7 protein-coding genes are annotated in these 17,921 nt (G+C 42.5%); all 7 read left to right on the forward strand.

Annotated features, from left to right (window positions below):
- The first annotated feature begins 72 nt into the window (after nucleotides 1-72).
- The 7 genes from BUE31_RS09870 to BUE31_RS09900 all read left to right on the forward strand — a co-directional run bounded on the left by BUE31_RS09870 (nucleotide 73) and on the right by BUE31_RS09900 (nucleotide 17,755).
- A complete protein-coding gene (locus tag BUE31_RS09870; RefSeq protein WP_073402860.1) occupies nucleotides 73-2,514 on the forward strand; it encodes an ABC transporter permease in 2,442 nt (813 codons plus the stop codon).
- 107 nt (nucleotides 2,515-2,621) lie between these two features.
- Nucleotides 2,622-4,997 carry an ABC transporter permease gene (locus tag BUE31_RS09875; protein WP_073402862.1) on the forward strand — a complete coding sequence of 792 codons (2,376 nt, stop codon included), beginning with the start codon at nucleotides 2,622-2,624 and terminating at the stop codon, nucleotides 4,995-4,997.
- 208 nt (nucleotides 4,998-5,205) lie between these two features.
- A complete protein-coding gene (locus BUE31_RS09880) occupies nucleotides 5,206-7,608 on the forward strand; it encodes an ABC transporter permease (protein WP_073402864.1) in 2,403 nt (800 codons plus the stop codon).
- Between the two features lie 115 nt (nucleotides 7,609-7,723).
- A complete protein-coding gene (locus BUE31_RS09885; protein WP_073402866.1) occupies nucleotides 7,724-10,129 on the forward strand; it encodes an ABC transporter permease in 2,406 nt (801 codons plus the stop codon).
- A gap of 105 nt (nucleotides 10,130-10,234) precedes the next feature.
- Nucleotides 10,235-12,616 (forward strand): ABC transporter permease, encoded by a 2,382-nt coding sequence (locus BUE31_RS09890; RefSeq protein WP_073403153.1) that lies wholly within the window; start codon nucleotides 10,235-10,237, stop codon nucleotides 12,614-12,616.
- Nucleotides 12,617-12,745: 129 nt separating this feature from the next.
- Nucleotides 12,746-15,148, forward strand: a complete 2,403-nt coding sequence (locus BUE31_RS09895; protein WP_073402868.1) for an ABC transporter permease — start codon at nucleotides 12,746-12,748, stop codon at nucleotides 15,146-15,148.
- Nucleotides 15,149-15,286: 138 nt separating this feature from the next.
- On the forward strand, nucleotides 15,287-17,755 hold the full coding sequence (locus BUE31_RS09900) for an ABC transporter permease (RefSeq protein WP_073402870.1): 2,469 nt from the start codon (nucleotides 15,287-15,289) through the stop codon (nucleotides 17,753-17,755).
- Nucleotides 17,756-17,921: the final 166 nt, after the last annotated feature.

The following is a 17,921-nucleotide window of genomic DNA, read 5'->3' on the forward strand; positions in this document are numbered from 1 at the left end:
ATCTGTTTACGCAAAACGAAAACAGACCACACACAACCAATGACTAATGACCAATGACATAATGACTAAAAAATGATATTTAACTATTTCACCATCGGGTTGCGTAACCTTTCGAAAAGAAAGGGCTACACGGCGTTAAACATTTTAGGGCTTGCTATTGGCATTACCTGCTGTTTACTGATCTTTCAGTATGTATCGTACGAGCGGAGCTATGATACTTTTCAGAAAAATTCATCGCAGATAGTTCGGCTCCGGTTGGATCAGTATAAACAGGGCAAAATGATGTGGCAGTCTGCTACCTCCTACCCCGGCATTGCACCCACAATGAAAAAAATGTATCCCGAAGTAGAAAACTACTGCAGGATAATTGATGACGAATTATTGTTGAGCAATGATGCAAGGAATGTAAAATTCTCGGAAACCAAAGGTTATTATGCCGATCCGTCAGCCATAAATATGCTGGGTGTTGAAATGATCAGCGGCAGCAATACGACATCGTTAATTGGCCCCAACAAGATCATTATCTCGCAAAGTATGGCCAAAAAATATTTTGGAACTGATGATGTTGTTGGTAAAACACTGCTTGCCCGCAGCAGCAGCTTAAATGAATCATTGCAAATAGGTGGTGTATTTAAAGACTATCCTAAAAATTCGCACCTCATAATAGATTACCTGGTGTCGTACAATACACTGGAGGCTGAGTTGGCTATAAACGGTGATAAAACTGACCGGGCAAACAAATCATTCGGCTGGTACGATTTTTATACTTATTTCCAGCTAAAACCCGGTACCGATCCTCAAAAATTTCAGGCCGAATTATCCGGCATTGCCGATAAGTACATCAACAGTAAACCTTATGCCAAAGCAAATAATATAAAAGACTATCTCTATACAATTCCGCTTAGGGATATCTACCTGTACTCAAACTATAACCAGGAGGCCGAAACAAATGGCAGCGGCAGCGCAGTAAGCTTTATGTTTTTAATAGGCTTTATTATTATGGGGATTGCATGGATAAATTATATCAACCTGTCTACCGCCCGCTCAGTTGAACGCGCCAAAGAAGTTGGGGTGCGCAAAGTTTTAGGCGCAGCCAAATCAAACCTGATCAGGCTGTTTATGCTGGAGAACGTGATATTAAATTTTATGGCGATAGTTATTGCAGCAATAACTGTGTTTGCCTTAACCCCGTGGTTTAATAATTTAATGGGACGTGAAACGGCTATGGGTTTCAGCTTGTCGGCCAAATATTGGCTCATATTTTCGGGGATCTTTATTGCAGGCACATTGCTATCGGGCTTATACCCTGCATTTGTACTTTCAGGCTACCAGCCGGTTGCCGTTTTGAAAGGTGCGTTTAAAAACACCTCGGGCGGGCTGTTTTTGCGCAAAAGTTTGATCATTGTGCAGTTCAGCATTTCTGTTATCCTTATAGCAGGCACCATTATCGTTTACCAGCAGGTAAGCTTTATGCGGAACCAAAAACTTGGGGTTAACATCAATCAAACCCTTGTACTTAATGGCGCGCAGTCGGTTACCGATTCGCTGTATAAAAACGAGTTTCAAGCTTTTAAGTCTGATCTGCTAAAAAACACGGGGATTAAAGGTATGGCTGCATCCTCAAGCGTTATGGGTAAAGAAATTTACTGGACAAGCGGCTTTGAAAGCCTTGATCATAAAGAGCTGGGCGGCGGCACCTTGTACCAAATGGCTATCGATTATGATTTTCTCTCTCAATTTCAGTTAAAGCTGCTGGCCGGCAGAAATTTCTCAAAAGATTTTGTAACCGATAAAAAAGGCGCGATAATAAACGACAAGGCCTCCGTACAACTGGGCTTTAAAAATCCGCAGGATGCAATAGGCAAAAAAATTACATCAGGAGACACGCTTACCATAGTTGGTGTAATACAAAGCTTTCACCACCTGGGTCTCCAAAAACCTATCGACCCGCAGGTCATCCGTCTTCGGCCTGAAGTGCGGGGGGCATATTCCATCAAGCTGCAAACAGCCGACCTGCAGAACACTATTGCAGGCGTAAGAACTACATGGAACAGGTATTTCCCTAATGATCCTTTTAACTATTTCTTTTTAGACGATCAGTTTAACGGCCAGTACAAAAACGATCAGCAATTCGGCAAAATGTTTACGCTGTTTGCATTCCTTGCTATATTGATTGCATGTTTTGGCCTGCTGGGTTTATCAGCCTATAACATTTTACAGCGCACAAAGGAAGTGGGCATCCGCAAAGTATTGGGCGCATCAACACAAAGCGTAGTATATATTTTATCAAAAGATTTTATGGTGCTGGTGGTGATATCATTTGTATTATCCGCACCGGTATCATGGCTGGTAATGCATAGCTGGCTGCAAGGTTTTGCCTACCGGATAAATATTAGCCTATGGGTGTTTGGAGCAGCGGGAATTATTGCAGTAGCTATTGCGCTATGCACCATAAGCTACCAGGCAGTTAAAGCAGCATTAACAAACCCGGTAAAAAGTTTGCGCTCCGAGTGAGTTTTGTCATTGGGCATTATTCATTGGTCATTGCCTGTCCAGTGAATAAATGACCAGCGACTGACCCCACCAATGACTAATGACATAATAACTAATGACCAACAACAATGATAAAAAACTATTTAAAAATTGCCTGGCGTAACCTTGTACACAACAGGGTTTCGTCACTGATCAATATCGGCGGATTGGCTGTTGGTATGGCGGTTGCTGTATTGATCGGCTTATGGATCTGGGATGAGTTGTCGTTTGATAAATACCATAAAAACTACGACGATATTGCCCGGGTTATGCAAAACCAAACAGCTAACGGAGAAGTCAATTCTTTGAAAGCTATGCCTATCCCTGTAGCTTATGAGCTTCGCCATCTTTATGGCAACGATTTTAAATATGTAGTGTTATCCTCATGGACCAACCCTCACCTTCTTTCATTTAAAGATAAAAACATTTCTATGCCGGGCAATTTTATGGAGCCCGATGCACCGGAAATGCTCACCTTAAAAATGATCAAAGGTATAAAGAACGCATTAACAGATCCATCGTCAATATTATTATCCGAATCGGTATCCAAAGCTATTTTTGGTGATGCCGACCCAATAAACAAAATATTAAAGTTGGATAACTTTACTTTGAAGGTAGCAGGCATATACCAGGATCTGCCTTCAAATGCAAGTTTCAGTGATGTTAAATTTATTGCTCCCTGGGGTTTATATGAGCATACACCAGAAATGCAGCAAGCCAAAACCAACTGGAATGCTAATTCATTCCAGGTTTTTGCACAGGTGGCTGATCAAAAAAACATAGCCGAGGTTTCAGCAAAAATAAAAGACCTTAAACTTAACAATGAAGACCCGGATGGCAAAAAAGGAAATCCGCAAATTTTCCTTTTCCCGATGAGCCGCTGGCATTTATATGCCGAGTTTAAAAATGGCGTAAATACCGGTGGAAGCATCAAATATATCTGGCTCTTTGGGATAATTGGCATTTTTGTGTTAATGCTGGCGGGAATAAATTTCATGAACCTGAGTACAGCGCGGTCCGAAAAACGGGCTAAGGAAGTTGGGATCAGGAAGTCGATTGGGTCTTTGCGGGGGCAATTGATCTGGCAATTTTTAAGTGAATCTTTGTTGGTGGCAGTACTGGCTTTTTTAGCCGCGTTGTTCCTGGTGCAATTAACCCTTCCATTTTTTAATGATTTAACGGGTAAACAACTATTTATTTTATGGAGTAACCCATCGTTTTGGCTAACAGGGATAGGATTTGTAATTATTAGCGGACTATTTGCCGGCAGTTACCCTGCTTTTTACCTTTCCTCTTTTCAACCTGTAAAGGTATTAAAAGGTTCATTTAAGGCCGGTAAAATGGCCAGCATTCCCCGTAAGGTACTTATTGTTGTTCAGTTTACATTTTCAGTAACAATGATAATTGGAACCATAGTGGTACTGCGGCAAATTCATTTTGCTAAAGATCGCCCTATTGGTTACAGTCGCTCCGGATTAATTATGGTTAGGCCATATTCAGAGAACCTGCACAGGAATTTTGATGCACTTAGGAATGAGTTGCTTCAAACAAGAACAATAACAGAAATTGCTGAATCAGGAAACCAGATAACAAAAGGGAGCAGATCAAGCGGCGGTTTTAGCTGGCAGGGTAAAGACGCCGGTACCGCAGGCGAATTTGCCACTTTTGCCGTAACCCCCGGATACGGTAAAACAGTAAACTGGCGATTTATCCAGGGCAGGGATTTTACAAATTCATCTGCTTCAGATTTAAATGGATTGATCTTAAATGAATCCAGTGTAAAATACATGGGGCTTAAAAATCCTGTTGGCCAAATAGTAAGCTGGGATGATAAAAAATATACGGTATTGGGTGTTACCAAAGACATGATCGTAGAATCGCCATATGAACCTGTAAAACCGACTATCTTTTACATTGAAGGCGGCCCGGGCCTGGTAAATGTGCGCATCAATCCTACAATGAGCGCAAGTACAGCAATAAGCAATATCGAAGCCGTTTGCAAAAAACATGCCCCCGGAGACCCTTTTGATTACAAATTTGTTGATGACGAGTATGCCAAAAAATTCGGAGACGAAGAACGCATAGGTAAGTTGGCAACTTTCTTTGCCAGTTTGGCAATATTCATCAGTTGTCTTGGTTTGTTTGGCATGGCATCATTTATGGTAGAGCAACGGACCAAAGAAATTGGAGTGCGAAAAGTGTTGGGCGCTACAGTATTCAACCTATGGCAGATGTTGTCAAAAGATTTTGTATTCCTGGTTGTTATTTCATTACTCATTGCAACCCCTGTATCTTATTATTTTATGCACAACTGGCTGCAGAATTATCAATATCGTTCTGAAATAACATGGTGGATCTTTGTTGTAACCGGGCTGGGCGCCATGATGATTACGTTACTTACAGTTAGCTATCAAAGTATAAAAGCAGCACTGGCAAACCCGGTGAAAAGTTTGCGTTCCGAGTGATTAGAGATTAGGGACCGGAGGTTAGGTGAGAAACAAGTAATTATATAATTATAAAAAATAAATAACAGGAAGTTAACAGTTTGCAGTTGGCCGTAAGCAGTTAATGCCCTTAGATAAATTGAATATCTGGAAAAGTAATTCGGCAAATGACTAAACTCATTTGTTGAATTACCTATGGCATTATTACTAATTACCAATAACTAACAAAATGATAAAGAATTATTTAAAAATTGCCTGGCGAAACCTGATCCATAACAGGGTTTCATCAATGATAAACATTGGCGGGCTGGCTGTTGGTATGGCTGTAGCTATGCTGATAGGCTTATGGATCTGGGATGAATTATCTTTTGATACCGGTTATAAAAACCGCGACTGCATTGCAAGAGTAATGGACAACTCCTTTATCAACGGCCAAACGGAAACCTGGGGGTCATCGGCATGGCCACTGGCTCCGGGCCTGCGGAGTAATTTTGGCAGCTACTTTAAACATGTGATCATTACTTCGTGGACCGGCGATCACCTTTTAACCTATGGCGATAAAACCGTTACGCAAAAAGGGAATTACATGGAGCCTGCAATTACCGATATGCTATCAGTAAAAATGCTGAAAGGTACTGCTAAAAGCTTAAACGACCCTACATCTATCATACTTTCCCAAACAACAGCAAAAGCAGTTTTCGGTGATATTGACCCAATAAACAAACTGATAAAGATAGACAAGAAGCTGAATGCCAAAGTAACCGGCGTTTACAAAAACCTGTCCGAAAACTCATCCTTCGGCGATTTGACTTTTATTGCCCCATGGCAAATGCTGGCTATTAGCCAGAATTATCCCGGCAGGTTTAATAACCCATGGGGCGCCAGCTGGTTTCAAACATTTGTACAGATTGCCGACAATGCCGACATGGCACAGGTATCAGCAAAAATTAAGGATTTAAAACTAAACGCACTGCGGGGCCTGAATAACAGCGATGCCCGTTACAAATCGCAGCTGTTCCTGCATCCCATGGGCAAGTGGTATTTATACGGCGAGTTTAAAAACGGGATAAACACAGGTGGCCGCATTCAGTACGTTTGGCTGTTTGGCATAATAGGCATGTTTGTATTGCTGCTGGCTTGTATTAACTTTATGAATCTGAGCACGGCACGCTCCGAAAAACGCGCTAAAGAAGTTGGCATCCGCAAGGCAATCGGGTCCGTTCGCAGCCAGCTTGTTGCGCAGTTTTACAGCGAATCGTTATTGATCGCTATCCTTGCATTCTTTTTATCATTGCTTTTGGTACAGCTGTGCCTGCCCGAATTTAACCAGCTTGCGGCTAAAAAAGTAAGCATCCTTTGGGGCAATCCATTATTTTGGATGTTGGGCGTAGCATTCACTTTATTCACCGGGCTTATTGCGGGGAGCTATCCGGCATTATACCTGTCGTCTTTCAGCCCGGTAAAGGTGCTGAAAGGAACATTCAGGGTGGGCAGGTTGGCTGCTATTCCACGCAAAGTACTGGTAGTGGTACAATTTACCGTTTCGGTAGTGCTCATTATCGGTACCATAGTAGTTTTTCAGCAGATCCAGTTTGCCAAAAACAGGCCTGTTGGCTATAGCCGAAATAACTTACTAAACGTGAGCCTGCAAACGCAGGATTTAAACAAACAATACCAGGCATTAAGGAATGATCTGCTTGCCAGCGGTTCAGTAAGTAACGTTTCCGAATCAGAAAACCCGGTAACAGCTGTATATATCAGCAATGGCGGTTTTACCTGGAGAGGAAAAGATCCCGGTGTACAGGAGCAATTCAACAGCATGTCTGTAACTGCCGACTTTGGAAAAACCGTAAACTGGCAAATTAAGGAAGGCCGGGATTTTAATCCTGCATTCCTGTCAGACTCTTCCGGCTTTATTATTAATGAAGCTGCCGTAAAATTCATGGGCTTTAAACATCCCATTGGCGAAACTATCGAATGGATTGGTAATGGCAAGTATAAAATTATTGGCGTGGTAAAAGATATGGTTAACCAATCGGCTTATGAAACGGCAAAACAGTCATTCTTCTATTTACCAAGAAATTGGAGTCAGTTATCAAACATCAACATAAAAATTAACCCGCTGGTTAGCGCACATAGCGCAATGGATAAGATCAGGGGAATTTTGAAGAAATACGATCCTTCATCTTCTTTTACTATCCGCTTTGTTGATGAGGATTATGCGGGCAAGTTTGATAATGAAGAACGCATAGGCAAACTGGCCAGCTGTTTTGCAGGCCTTGCCATATTTATCAGCTGCCTGGGCCTTTTTGGTATGGCATCGTTTACAGCTGAGCAACGCATTAAAGAAATTGGTGTGCGCAAAGTATTGGGCGCGACGGTATTTAACCTGTGGCAATTGCTATCAAAGGATTTTGTGGTGCTGGTAACCATATCATTACTGATAGCATCGCCAATGGCTTATTATTTTATGCACAACTGGTTGCAAAGCTACCAGTACCGCACCGAAATAAGCGGCTGGGTCTTCGCTGTTGCCGCAGTTGGCGCGATGATAATTACGCTGTTAACGGTTAGCTATCAAAGCATAAAAGCTGCATTGGCAAATCCTGTAAGAAGCTTGAAGAGTGAATGAGTTTTGTCATTGGGCATTAGTCATTGTGTCATTGGTCATTTCCTGTCCGGTGATTAAATGACCGATCACCGAACCCACCAATGACCAATGACACAATGACTAATGACCAACAAAAATGATAAAGAACTATTTAAAAATTGCCTGGAGAAACCTCATTAAGAATAGGGTTTCATCAATGATAAACATTGGAGGGCTGGCTGTGGGCATGGCTGTAGCTATGATAATAGGTTTATGGATCTGGGACGAGCTGTCTTTTGATACTGGTTATAAAAACCGCGACCGTATTGCCCGTGTGATGGATAATCAATTCATCAACAACGAAATGCAAACCTGGAATACATCGGCATGGTCGCTTACGTCTGCTTTGCGCAATAGCTATGGCAGTAATTTTAAACACATAATTATTGCGTCGTGGACCGACGTGCACCAGTTAACCTACGGCGATAAAACAGTTACACAAAGCGGTAATTATATGGAGCCGGCCATTACCGATATGCTTTCGGTAAAAATGCTTAAAGGTAGCGCCTCAAGTTTAAACGACCCTTCATCTATCATCCTGTCGCAAAGCACAGCAAAAGCAGTTTTTGGCGACGTCGACCCTATAAACAAATCAATAAAAATTGACAGGCAGCTAAATGCCAAAGTAACCGGCGTGTATGAAAACCTGCCCGAAAACTCGTCATTTGGCGACCTTGCCTTTATTGCACCCTGGCAAATGCTTGCTGTTAACCAAAATTATCCCGGCAGGTTTAACGGCAACCCGTGGGGCTACAGTTGGTTTCAAACATTTGTACAGGTAGCCGACAATGCTGATATGACGCAGGTATCGGCAAAAATTAAAGATGTAAAGTTAAATATACTTAAAAGCCTAAATTCCAGCGATGTGCGCTTTCGCTCGCAAGTTTTTTTACAGCCCATGAGTGATTGGTACTTACGGAGCGAATTTAAGAACGGGGTTAACACAGGCGGCCGCATTCAATATGTTTGGCTGTTTGGCACCATCGGCGCATTTGTATTGCTGCTGGCTTGTATCAACTTTATGAACCTGAGTACCGCACGCTCCGAAAAACGGGCTAAAGAAGTAGGTATCCGTAAGGCAATAGGGTCTGTACGCAGCCAGCTTGTCGCCCAATTTTATGCCGAATCGATGCTGATTGCTGTGATAGCATTTTGCCTGGCACTGCTATTAGTGCAGTTGAGCCTGCCTGCCTTTAATGATGTTGCTAATAAAAAGGTGGGCATACTTTGGAGTAATCCTGCGTTTTGGGTTGGCGGAGTTGCATTTACCCTGTTTACGGGGCTTATTGCAGGCAGTTATCCTGCTTTGTATTTATCGTCGTTCCGCCCGGTTAAAGTGCTGAAGGGCGCGTTTAAAGTTGGCAGATTGGCCGCCGTCCCCCGCAAGGTTTTGGTGGTAGTTCAATTTACCGTGTCGGTAATACTTATTATCGGTACCATTGTTATTTTTCAGCAGATCCAGTTTGCCAAAAACAGGCCTGTTGGCTATAGCCGAAATAACTTACTAAACGTGAGCCTGCAAACGCAGGATTTAAACAAACAATACCTGTCGTTGCGTAATGATTTACTGGCAAGCGGAGCAGTAACAAGCGTGGCCGAATCCGAAAGCCAGGTAACCAATGCATTTAGCAGTGCCGGCGGATTTAACTGGCGCGGCAAAGACCCCGGCTTACAGGAAAATTTTACGACCATGTCGGTAACGTCGGAGTTTGGCAAGACGATTAACTGGCAAATTAAAGAAGGCAAGGATTTTAACCCGGCGTTTCCATCAGATACCGGCGCCTTCATTGTTAACGAAGCTGCCGTAAAATTTATGGGCCTTAAGCATCCAATTGACGAGACAGTGGATTGGGCAGGTTATGGTAAGTTTAAAATTATCGGGGTAGTAAAGGACATGGTTAACGGCTCGGTGTACGAAACCACTAAGCAATCCTTTTTCTACCTGCCAAGGCGCTCGACTCAAATGGGAAACATCGCTATAAAAATTAATCCACTGATTGGAGCCCATTCAGCAATGGATAAAATAAATGTTTTATTAAAAAAATACGACCCTTCAACCTCGTACACCATAGGTTTTGCCGACGAGGAATATGCCAAAAAATTCGATAACGAAGAACGCATAGGCAAACTGGCCAGCTGTTTTGCGGGCCTTGCAATATTTATCAGCTGCCTGGGTTTGTTTGGCATGGCATCGTTTACAGCCGAGCAACGGATTAAAGAAATTGGCGTGCGCAAAGTATTGGGTGCAACTGTATTTAACCTGTGGCAATTGCTATCAAAGGATTTTGTGGTGCTGGTAATTATATCATTGCTGATAGCATCGCCAATGGCCTGGTATTTTATGCATAACTGGCTGCAAAGCTACCAGTACCGCACCGAAATAAGTGGCTGGATCTTCGCCATCGCAGCAGTTGGCGCAATGATAATTACCCTGTTAACTGTAAGCTATCAAAGTATAAAAGCAGCGCTGGCAAATCCTGTTAGAAGTTTAAAGAGTGAATAGTCATTGGTCATTGTGTCATTAGTCATTTGGATAACTCCATCAATAACTAATGACCAATGACACAATGACCAATGACGTAATGACTAATGACTAATGACCAACACCATGATAAAGAACTATTTAAAAATTGCGTACCGAAACCTTGTTAAGAACAAGGCGCATTCGTTCATCAACATTACCGGATTATCGGTAGGTATGGCGGTAGCTATGCTAATAGGCTTATGGATCTGGGATGAATTATCGTTTGATAAGAACTTTAAAAACTACAACAACCTTGCCCAGGTGAGGCAAAACTTTAACATTAACGGCGAAACCGGCACAGGTACGAGTGTGCCCTGGCCAATTGGCGCCGAGATCTTTAAAAACTATGGCAGCAGCTTTAAGGCTGTCACCATGGCTTCATTTACCTATAACCACATACTTACCCTTGGTGATAAGAAATTAACCAAAAGCGGAACATTCTTTGAGCCGCAGGCGCTGGATGTGTTTTCGATAAATATGCTCAAAGGCAGCAGGGCCTCCCTTAATGATCCGGCATCTGTTATCCTCTCCGAATCAACAGCCAGGACTTATTTTGGCGATGCTGACCCGATGAATAAGGTGATGAAAATTGATAATAACCTGGTTGTAAAAGTTACCGGTGTTTACCAGGATTTTCCTTACAGCTCAACTTTTGCCGATGTAACCTTTATTGCCCCATGGGAGCTTTTATCAACCTCGCAGGGTATGAGGCAGCAAAAGGATACCTGGCGGTGTAACTGTTATATGGCTTTTGCACAGGTTGCTGATAACGTTGATATGAAAACCGTTTCGGCAAGGATAAAAGACGTAAAGCTTAGCAAAGTCGATAAAAGCGAATTGAAGGAGAAACCAGAGATTTTCCTTGATCCGATGAAGAACTGGCACCTTTTTTCTGATTTTAAAAACGGCAAAAACGTGGGTGGCCGCATCCAGTATGTTTGGTTGTTTGGCATCATTGGTGTTTTTGTGCTGTTACTGGCCTGTATCAATTTCATGAACCTGAGCACTGCACGATCTGAAAAACGGGCCAAAGAAGTAGGCATCCGTAAAGCCATTGGTTCCTTACGGTCGCAGCTTATTTACCAGTTTTTAAGCGAATCACTGCTGGTGGTTGTTTTTGCATTTGCGCTGGCTATCCTGTTCGTACAGCTTGGGCTTCCATTTTTTAATGATGTATCGGGTAAAAAAATGGTTATCCCATGGGGCAGCCCTTTGTTCTGGCTAATGGGCATTGGTTTTAGTTTGATAACAGGGCTTATTTCCGGCAGTTATCCCGCATTGTACCTGTCATCATTTCAACCGGTAAAAGTATTGAAAGGCACGTTTAAGGTTGGCCGGCTGGCAGCTATCCCGCGCAAAGTATTGGTGGTAACGCAATTCACTGTTTCAGTTACGTTAATCATCGGCACCATTATAGTTTACCGGCAGATCCAGTTTGCCAAAAACCGCCCGGTGGGCTATACAAGGGATGGTATTGTGATGCTGCCCATGGTTACCGGTGAAATTCATAATCAATTTGCTGCAGTTAAAGACGAGCTATTTAAGTCAGGCATCATCACCAGCATTGCCGAAGCAAGCAGCCCTACCACCGGCGTATATGGAACAAATGCCGGTTTCGACTGGAAGGGTAAAGACCCATCCCTTGCCGTTGATTTCCCTAATACGGATGTATCGCTTGATTATGGCAAAACCGTAGGCTGGCAGTTTAAAGACGGACGCGATTTCTCTGCGCAATTTTTAACTGATTCCGTTGCATTTGTGATCAACGAAACCGCCGCGAAATTCATGGGGCTTAAAAACCCGGTTGGCGAAACCATTCGTTGGGATGGCGTACCGTTTAAGGTGGTTGGGGTAATTAAAGATGTGGTTACCGAATCGCCATACGAGCCTGTGAGGCCCATGCTTTATCACCTTGCAAAAGGAGGCGTCGATTTTGTTATCCTAAAAATAAATCAAAAAAACAGCACAAGCGAGGCTATAGATAAAATAGGCCGGGTGTTTAAAAAATACAATCCCGCCCAGCCATTTGATTACCAGTTTGCGGATACGGAATATGCCAAAAAATTCGGCAACGAAGAGCGGATAGGCAAGCTGGCAAGCGCTTTTGCCGGCCTGGCCATATTCATCAGTTGCCTGGGGCTGTTCGGCATGGCATCATTCATGGCGGAGCAACGCATAAAAGAGATCGGCGTGCGCAAGGTATTGGGTGCAACCGTATTCAACCTTTGGCGTTTATTATCAAAAGATTTTGTGATCCTGGTAACCATTTCGCTGCTGATTGCAACTCCGGTAGCTTATTATTTTATGCACAGCTGGCTGCAGGGTTATACCTACCGGTCAACCATAACCTGGTGGATTTTTGCTGTAACTGCTTTTGGCGCCATGGCAATTACCCTGTTAACGGTAAGCTACCAAAGTATAAAAGCAGCATTGACGAATCCGGTGAAGAGTCTTAAAAGTGAGTGAGGGTTGGTCATTGGTCAATGGTCATTAGTCATTTGTGTAGCTGCACAATTCCCACTAATGACCGATGATGTAATGACCAATGACCAAACCACCAATGACTAATGACATAATGACTAATGACCAAACACCATGCTTAAAAACAATCTTAAAATTGCCTGGCGCAATCTTTTAAAAGATCGTCAGTTTGCGCTTCTTAATTTGATAGGCCTTGCAAGTGGCCTTGCTTGTGTTTTCCTGATCTATTTATGGGTAAACGATGAGCTAAGTTTCGATCAATTTCACAAAAACAGGAAACAAATTTACGAAGTAATGCAAAATGTACCGCTTGCCGATGGCGGATTGCTGACTTTGGAAGTTACTCCCGATCATTTAGCTAAAGCATTAACAGATGAAATACCGGAGATTAAAGAAACGGTAGTTATAAAGTCGCCTGATGCTGACGGCAGCCCGAAGGGGATCCTTTCAGTTAACAATTCAGGTATCAAAGCCGTTGAATTATATGTAACCCCTAATTTTTTTAATGTTTTCTCTTATCATCTTATCAAAGGGGATAAAAACGCATTATTTCCCAATCACCAGAGCGTTCTTTTGTCATCGGCCATGGCTGTTAAATTATTTCACAGCACGCAAAATATTGTAGGCAAAATGGTAAAATGGGACCGGGGTGCCAACGGCCCGGAAAAGCTAAACGGAACCTACATGATATCAGGTATTTTTGAAGGCCCGCCTGCTAATTCAACTACCCAGTTTGATCTTTTGTTTTCAAATACTTTATATGCTGAAAATATAAGGCATAATATTAATTGGTTAAGTAGTAGCCAATCTACCTATGTTGTTTTAAAAGATGGAGCTGATGAAAAATTGCTTAACAAAAAGATCAAAAATTTCATCAGGTCAAAATTCAAAGCAGGGGATGACGGATTAAAATGGGCCGGCACTTTATTTCTTCAGCGTTATTCAGACAAATATTTATATAACCGCTATGAAAATGGAGCAGTTGCAGGTGGCCGCATTGAATATATTAAGCTATTTTCTATTGTAGCCATCTTTATATTGGTTATTGCCTGTATAAATTTCATGAACCTGTCTACCGCAAAAGCATCAGGCCGGATAAAGGAGGTTGGCATAAAAAAAGTGGTTGGCGCAGGCCGCGGGACACTTATTTTCCAATACATCACCGAATCGGTGTTAATGTCGCTTTTGGCGCTCATTATAGCTGTGGGGCTTGTTTGGCTTATGCTCCCTGCATTTAAAGAGATCACCGGGAAAAATCTCAGCCTTAATTTCAGTACCGGTTTTGTATCTTATTTAATATTGATAGCCGTAGTTACAGGCATTATTTCAGGCAGCTACCCGGCATTGTATCTTTCGGGTTTCAGGCCTGCCGCAATATTAAAGGGCCAGTTAAATGCTTCGGGCGGCGAATCAATAGTTCGTAAAGTATTGGTTGTTTTTCAATTTACCATCTCTATAGTGCTTATCGTGTCGGTAATGGTTGTTTACCGGCAAATGCAATTGATCCAAACCAAAAACCTGGGTTATAACAAAGATCATATCATTAATTTTTCAAACGATGGAAAGCTGCAACAAAATGAGCAGGCATTTTTAACAGATGCTAAAACCATACCGGGTGTAGTAAATGCAACAGATATGGAGGGAGATATGCTTGGGAACCACAGCGGTGGCGGAGGAATAGATTGGGAAGGAAAAACTCACCGGATAGAGTTTAGCGGCTTATATGCTGATTACGATTTTATGGAAACGATGGGTTTAAAAACTTCGGCAGGCCGCCCATTCTCCCGTAAATTCGTTTCTGACACTGCCGGAGTAATTTTCAATGAAACAGCCATTGCAGAAATGGGCATTAAAGACCCGATTGGCAAAATAGTTAAGCTTTGGGGAAGGCCGGAGAAAATAATAGGTGTGGTAAAAGATTTTCATTTTGAATCGCTGTATAAAAAAGTGGGGCCATTCTTTTTAAGTTACAGAAAAAACGCAGCCAACCTGGTAATTAAATTAAAAGCCGGAACCGAAAAAGAAACCATTGCAAGACTTGCAGCACTTTACAAAAAATATAATCCCGGGCTCCCGTTTGAATATAAATTTTTAGATGACGATTACCAGGCTTTATATGCATCGGAGCAAAGGGTAGCTGTATTATCACGTTATTTTGCAGGGATAGCTATAATCATATCATGCCTTGGTCTTTTTGGTTTAGCCGCCTTTACCGCACAAAAACGACAAAAAGAAATAGGCATAAGAAAAGTTATCGGAGCTTCTGTAAGTAATGTGGTCGTAATACTATCAAAAGATTTTTTGAAGCTTGTATTTATTGCAATACTCGTAGCATTTCCACTGGCATGGTGGACTACCAGCCAATGGCTGCATAGCTTTGCTTATCGCATTAACATAGGCTCAGGTATATTTTTAGCTGCAGGCGTTTCAACAATAATCATCACTTTAACTACCATTAGTTACCAGGCAATTAAAGCGGCATTAATGAACCCGGTAAAGAGCTTGAAATCAGAGTGAGGGTTGGTCAATGGTCATTAGTTATTTGTGTAGCTGCTTACTTGCACAATCCCTATTAATGACCAATGATATAATGACTAATGACCAAACCACCAATGACATAAGGACTAATGACAACAATGACTAATGACCAACTAAATGATATCAAACTATTTTAAAATCGCATGGCGTATTCTTATCCGCCAAAAACTATTCTCGCTCATTAATATAATGGGCCTGGCAATTGGTATGGCGGCATGCCTGCTTATTGTGCAATACATTAGCTTTGAGTTAAGCTATGATAACTTCCATAAAAACGGGGCCAATATCTACCGCATAAAGCATCAAAACTATAACCAGGGCAACCTGGTCGAGAATATGCCCAAAACCTATTCGGCAGTCGGGCCGGCTTTAAAAGCCGGGTTTCCGGAGGTGAAAGAAATTACCCGCGTTTCAAATTTTGAGGGGCTGGTAACTTCACAACAGCCCAATGGTTCATTAATAGCTTTTAACGAAAGCAGGGTTTACCAGGCCGATGCCTCCTTTCTCCGGCTGTTCTCTTTCCCGATGATAGAAGGCGGAATTACGGCGCTTAATGATCCTAATACGGTTGTTATCAGCCAAAGCACTGCAAAAAAATACTTCCCGGGCCAAAATGCTATTGGTAAAATCATCAGGGTTCAGCAGCAAACCTCCGGTACTGATATCAAGGCAACAGTTACCGGTATTTGTAAAGACGTGCCGGCAAACTCACACCTTCAGTTTGATTTCGTGCTGTCAGGCGACGCAAAGGCCGGGGATTGGGTTTACCCGGATTCATACACCTATGTGTTGCTATCTCCCCAGGCCGATGCCAAATTACTGGAAGCAAAGCTACCTGCTTTTATAAAAAAATCTGCCGTTCAAAATGGGCAGAATGCAGCGAGCCCAACGCAGGGCAAAACCAATATCAATAACATTGCGCTTTCGTTACAGCCGCTGCGCGACATTCATTTGTATTCCAACCTTTCAAACGAGATCAGCAATGGCGGTAATGGTAATTTGGTTTGGTACCTGGGCCTTATTGCGGTGCTAATCCTGCTGATTGCTTATATCAACTACGTAAACCTTTCAACGGCTAAAGTAATTGAGCGCGCAAAAGAGGTTGGGATCCGCAAGGTATTGGGCTCACAGCGGGCGCAGCTTATCAAGCAGTTTTTGTTCGAATCGTTATTGCTAAATGTTATTAGTGTGGCTGTTGCAATATTTATTGTACTGCTTTGTATGCCATGGTTTAGCGCGCTTTGCGGTGTGCGGATTGGTTTTACCTTGTGGAAAGATCCTTATTTTGCATTCGGATTCATCGGGTTATTGATAGCGGGAATTTTGTTATCAGCTACCTACCCTGCCCTCATCCTTTCAAACTATAAACCTGTTCAAATCCTGAAAGGCAAATTCATCAACAACGCCCATGGCATCCCGCTAAGGAAAGCACTGGTTGTTTTCCAGTTTGTTGCCACCATTGCTTTTATGATGGGCACGCTGGTGGTTTACCGCCAGGTTAATTTTATGAAAGCCAATAATATGGGGATGGACATGAAGCAAACCCTGGTTGTTTTAGCGCCGCAAAACGTAAGAGCTACCGACCAGGATGCGGCTAACTTCACCGTAAAAGACAGTGTTTTTCAAACCGAGCTGGCCCGCGATCCGCGGATAAAAAGTGTTACCTCATCGTCAAGCATTCCAGGGCAAAGTATCGGCTATATTATGTCATACACGCGCCACACACAGGCCGGTGAAAAAAGCCTGCGGTTATCAACTTTAGAGATCGGCAACAGGTACCTCAACCAGTTTAAGGTAAATGTTGTTGCCGGCGAAAAGATCACAGCTAATACCAATTTCTCTAAAAGTCCGATGATGCTGAACGAGGCTGCCGTTGTATCCCTTGGTTTTAAAAATGCGCATGATGCTATCGGCAAATTTGTTGAAACAAAAAACGGCCGGGGCAGGGTGTTTGAAAACGAGGTTATAGGCGTGATCCAAAACTTCCATCAAACCTCGTTAAAAGATGATTATACCCCGTTGGTGGTTCGTGCAATAGATCCGTCGAGCGTAACCCATTACGAGGTAAAGTTTAGCAGCAGTAATTTACCGCAAACCATTGCACAGGTAGAAAAAACCTATAAAAATGTATTCCCTGAGGCTGCATTTCAATATTTCTTTTTAGATGAGTTTTTTGACCAGCAATATAAAGTTGAGCAGCATTTTGGCCAGGTGTTCAGCCTATTTTCGGGCTTCGCCATTTTTGTGGCTTGTTTGGGGCTATTCGGCTTAACGCTGATCACCATAACACAACGTATAAAAGAAATAGGTATCCGCAAGGTATTGGGTGCATCAGTATCAAACATCCTGATGCTTATCTCAAAAGACTTTGTTGGCTTAATATTAATTGCTAACGCGATAGCCTTGCCACTGGCATACTGGGGCTGCTATAAATGGCTACAGAACTACAAGTTCCGCATTGATTTTAGCGCCTGGTTTTTTATAACGCCTATGGTTATGGTGTTTTTAATTGCCATAATAACGGTGAGTTATCAAAGTATTAAAGCTGCACTGGTAAACCCGGTGAAGAGTTTGCGTTCAGAGTGAGTTTAGTCATTGGTCATTGTTTCATTAGTCATTTTGATAACTGCCTATTTGTATAGTTCCCGCTAATGACCAATGACCAATGACTAAGCAACTAATGACACAATGACCAACCACAAAGAGCTTAAATCTTCAGAAGTGAGATTTGGGAGTTAGTTAGTAAGCGTTC

The organism is Mucilaginibacter sp. OK098 (assembly GCF_900142915.1).
Lineage (GTDB): Bacteria > Bacteroidota > Bacteroidia > Sphingobacteriales > Sphingobacteriaceae > Mucilaginibacter.

Bases quoted from the DNA above. Each gene is read 5' to 3' on its own strand.
- BUE31_RS09900 (WP_073402870.1), top strand. From the start codon at position 15,287: ATGATATCAAACTATTTTAAAATCGCATGGCGTATTCTTATCCGCCAA.
- BUE31_RS09870 (WP_073402860.1), top strand. From the start codon at position 73: ATGATATTTAACTATTTCACCATCGGGTTGCGTAACCTTTCGAAAAGA.
- BUE31_RS09895 (WP_073402868.1), top strand. From the start codon at position 12,746: ATGCTTAAAAACAATCTTAAAATTGCCTGGCGCAATCTTTTAAAAGAT.
- BUE31_RS09885 (WP_073402866.1), top strand. From the start codon at position 7,724: ATGATAAAGAACTATTTAAAAATTGCCTGGAGAAACCTCATTAAGAAT.
- BUE31_RS09875 (WP_073402862.1), top strand. From the start codon at position 2,622: ATGATAAAAAACTATTTAAAAATTGCCTGGCGTAACCTTGTACACAAC.
- BUE31_RS09890 (WP_073403153.1), top strand. From the start codon at position 10,235: ATGATAAAGAACTATTTAAAAATTGCGTACCGAAACCTTGTTAAGAAC.
- BUE31_RS09880 (WP_073402864.1), top strand. From the start codon at position 5,206: ATGATAAAGAATTATTTAAAAATTGCCTGGCGAAACCTGATCCATAAC.